Below are 3,180 nucleotides of genomic sequence, written 5' to 3' on the forward strand. Positions count from 1 at the left end.
CACCGGTTCCGGGCCGGCTGGACCAAGCCGCGCACAAGGAATTGTGCCGACGCAGCGCAGGATCCTCTGCGGACTTGAGCGGATGTGTGCCCTGCGAGGTTAGATTACGGGCATGGCTCACGAACCGGCAGGCAGCCATTCCGACGGCGGTCCGGCTGCCGGGGTACCGCCGACAGACCTGACCGGTACCAAGCTGGCGCAGCGGCTGCCGCGGCCGGAGATGTCCGACGCCACCCCGCCGCCGATCCAGCCGTTGACCGCTCCACCCACTGTCGTGAAGGCCTCGCGGCTGGCCTGGATAGCCAGCTTCGTCATTGGCGCCGCCGCCTGCCTCGTCGAGTATTTCTCCCATGACGCGCAGGTGAAGCAACTGGAAGAGCTGGTCACCGAACGGACTCCCTCCGTAGACGCAGAGACCCTGGACACGATCGCGTCGGTGGTTTCCTGGAGCAGCATCGGGGCAGTCCTGCCGGTCATCCTGGTCGAGGCGCTGCTGCTCAATGTGATGATGCGCCGGCGCAGCGGTGCGCGCTGGGCGATGCTCGCCTTCCTCATCATCCACGGCGGGGCCACGATTCTCGCCGATGCATTCCTCTTCGCTCCCACCGCGGAGGGCACCGTCCTCCGGGTGCTCCTGCTCGCCCAGCTGCTCCTAGCCGGCGCCGCGCTGGTCCTGAGCATACTGCGAGCGGCCGAGGCGTGGTTCCGGGCCGAGCAGCAGCCGCACCGCCTCCCGTCCGGCGGAGCCGCCCTGGGCACGGGCCGGGATGTCCTCGCAGCAGCGGACCACGATGCGGCACGCCTCGGCGGTGGCGCGGTTCGTCAGCGGATTCTCGGCCAGTGTCCGCCAACGGCCGAGGCAGGCCCTGGCCCGGGAATCCGGCGCATCTGCCGATGCGCCCGCCTCGGGGCCCAAGCCGCTCGGCTGCGCTGCCGCCGCCAAGCAGGCGCCCGGCCTCGGCGGCCAGTTCCGGGGCCACGGCCAGGCGCCCGGTGCACACCTTGGCCAGCACCTGCAGCTCCCGGGCATCATGCGCATTGGCCCGGATACGTTCGAGCGACTCTGCGAGCAGCGCCGTTCCGGCGCGCGGACGCTCCTGCAGGAAGGTCTGAACGGCGGCCAGCACGGTGCAGGCCTTGAGCTGTGCGGCATTGGCCTGGAAATACCCGGAGAGCAGCCGCAGCAGCTCGGCCAAGCCGCTGCGGATCAGGACCGCGGCCAGCCGGATACCGAACAGGCCAAAGCGGTCCAGCAGCCTGGTGCGCATGCCGCGGCTGATTCCGGCCGGCTGGGCGGCCCGGATGAACCGGTCCGCAGAGAGCGGCAGGCGTTCCCGCTCGCTCCGGTCCAGCCCGGCCAGCTCCGCCAAGGCGGCAGATTCCACCGGCCGCAGGGTGCGTGCGCTTTCGGCCAGCAGGCCCGCGAGGGGAACCACGTCCAGGACCAGAGTGCGCAGGACGGCTTCACCCGCGTAGCGCCGTGCGATGTCACGGGCCGATACCAGCGAGTCGATCCGCCCCGCACCGATTTCATCCGCACGGGACAGCACCCCAAGGCACTGACCGCACCGCGCTGGTCCGCACCATCCGGGAACGCGCCCAGAGTGGCCAGGTCTGCCGGACGCAGGTGCCGCAGCAGGTAGATGACGGCGTCCACCTCCCGGGGCCCGTCCGCCGGCAGCAGCAAGTCCGCAGACCGGGCCGACGACGCCGCCGCGAGCGAGCCGATGCCGGGGTGTCGATCAGGGTCAGGTTGCGCAGTCCGTCCGCCGGCCATTCGACGACCACCCGGTCGACGTCCTCCTCCGCCTGTCCGCCCAGATCGAACACGAGGCGGCCGTCCCGCCGCTTGACGGCCCCTGACCGGGTCTGTCCGGCCACGGTGTGCACGGTGACCCGCGACGCCGGTCCATAGCGGTACCAGGTCACCGTCGCCGTGCATTCGCGTGTATCCGTGGGGGCAATTTCCTCCCCCACGATGGCATTGAGCAGGGTGGACTTGCCGGCCTTGGCCATGCCGGCCAAGGCAATGCGGACCGGATCCTCGGGCCGGCGCTCGTATTCCTGCAAGATCCGGCAGGCCTCCGGGTCGTCACCGTAGGATTCCAACGGGCCAGCACCCGGAGGGACCCGCGCAGCAGAGCATCGATCATCTCCTCGAATTCGACACGGGTCAGTTCGACCGGGGTGTGCGCCCGGGCAAGAGCACCGGAATCGACACGGAGACTTCGGCCGAAAGCGCTTCCTTGGCCTGGCTGCACTCGCGCCGCAGGCACCAAAGGGCCTGCATCTCCGCGGACTCCAGACCGGCGAAGACCTCGGATGCGCCGGCAGCCACATGCTCGAAGATGGCCCGGTCAAAGTCGGCACCGCCCAGCTGCTCGATCTGCTCCGGCCTGCCCATTACCTCGAATGTACGCCCGCTCGTTTTTGCCATGGCGGTCGCCTCGAAGCCGCTGCCACCGAGGTCAAAGACCGCAAAGGTGCCGCCCGTGTCCAGCATTTCGTGCAGCTCATAGTGCAGGGCAGCGGCCACCGGTGCGCTGATCAAGGCCACGTGGGCCAATCCCAGGTCCGCCAACGCCTGCCGGAGCAGGGCGGTCCGGTACTGGCCCCAATCCGCGGGATGGGCGACCGTCACCGCACCCGGGGACGCACCTTCCTGCTCCTGGGCCCGGGCCAGGACCCACCGGACCGCGGTGGCAAAGAGATGCTCCGGGAGGATACTGAGCTCCCCCACCGCAATGGGAATTTCGTCGCCGATCCGGCGCATGAACCCGCGGACCACGCGGTCGGGACAGACGATTCCCTGCCGTTCGGCAGCCCCGCCGACCAGCGCGCGTGGCCGTCTTTGATTACAAAGACCCCGGACGGGACGGGGTTCCCCCCATCCCCAGGGCCAGTGGCTCCGGGCTGTCCGGTCCGCCATCGACGCCACGGACAATGGCTGCCGCCGTACGACTCGTTCCGATATCAATGCCAAGAACATACGTCATAGCTCCCCCAAAACGAGTCCGCCCCAATGGCACTCGCACCCGCTGGCGCAGGCTGTGATCAGCCTGACATCGGGGTTGGGGCACCGGTTGGGTAGTTCCTACCTATTCACTACGCGGATAGGAGCGGTGTGGGAAACCACGGAAGTGCCGTTACGTAGTACGTAGGGGGTTGGGGTGGTGGGGT

The 3,180-nt window shown here is 69.2% G+C and carries 4 protein-coding genes; all 4 read right to left on the reverse strand.

The annotated features are described in order from the left end of the window. Nucleotides 1-117: 117 nt before the first annotated feature. Complete coding sequence (locus LVY72_RS24010) at nt 118-558, reverse strand: hypothetical protein (RefSeq protein ID WP_237827459.1); 441 nt, start codon at nt 556-558, stop codon at nt 118-120. Beyond that, nucleotides 555-1,550, reverse strand: coding sequence for a hypothetical protein (locus LVY72_RS24015; protein ID WP_237827460.1), 996 nt, complete (start codon nt 1,548-1,550; stop codon nt 555-557). The genes LVY72_RS24010 and LVY72_RS24015 overlap by 4 nt, the downstream gene beginning before the upstream one ends. Next, nucleotides 1,531-2,109 (reverse strand): dynamin family protein, encoded by a 579-nt coding sequence (locus LVY72_RS24020; RefSeq protein ID WP_237827461.1) that lies wholly within the window; start codon nt 2,107-2,109, stop codon nt 1,531-1,533. The genes LVY72_RS24015 and LVY72_RS24020 overlap by 20 nt, the downstream gene beginning before the upstream one ends. A gap of 64 nt (nt 2,110-2,173) precedes the next feature. Beyond that, entirely contained in the window at nt 2,174-2,788 is a 615-nt protein-coding gene (locus tag LVY72_RS24025; RefSeq protein WP_237827462.1) for an Hsp70 family protein, read from the reverse strand. Nucleotides 2,789-3,180 lie beyond the last annotated feature (392 nt).

This window comes from Arthrobacter hankyongi, from assembly GCF_022012395.1.
Taxonomy (GTDB): domain Bacteria; phylum Actinomycetota; class Actinomycetes; order Actinomycetales; family Micrococcaceae; genus Crystallibacter; species Crystallibacter hankyongi.